Below are 461 nucleotides of genomic sequence, written 5' to 3' on the forward strand. Positions count from 1 at the left end.
CTCGAACCCGCGACCCCCTGCGTGACAGGCAGGTATTCTAACCAACTGAACTACCGCTCCGCGTATTCTTTTGCGATTAATGTTATTTAACACTAATGCTTTAATTAATGCCTGGCAGTTCCCTACTCTCACATGGGGAGACCCCACACTACCATCGGCGCTACAACGTTTCACTTCTGAGTTCGGCATGGGATCAGGTGGGACCGTTGCGCTATGGCCGCCAAGCAAATTCTGTTTTATTACCCGTCACTCACCCTTCAACGGCTCGTCACCAGTAATTATCAATCTTAAACAAGCTTACTTCATCGTTTCGTCTCTCTGACAAAAACACCTTCGGTGTTGTCAGGTTAAGCCTCACGGTTCATTAGTACTGGTTAGCTCAACGTATCGCTACGCTTACACACCCAGCCTATCAACGTCTTAGTCTTAAACGCTCCTTTAGGTCACTCAAGGTGACAGGG

2 rRNA genes are annotated in these 461 nt (G+C 48.2%); both read right to left on the minus strand.

The annotated features are described in order from the left end of the window. Positions 1–109 precede the first annotated feature (109 nt). Positions 110–225 (minus strand): 5S ribosomal RNA (gene rrf / locus BHE89_RS20525). A gap of 118 nt (positions 226–343) precedes the next feature. After that, positions 344–461: ribosomal RNA gene (locus BHE89_RS20530) — 23S ribosomal RNA — on the minus strand; the annotation flags it as partial.

This window comes from Shigella sp. FC1967, from assembly GCF_001743005.1.
Taxonomy (GTDB): domain Bacteria; phylum Pseudomonadota; class Gammaproteobacteria; order Enterobacterales; family Enterobacteriaceae; genus Proteus.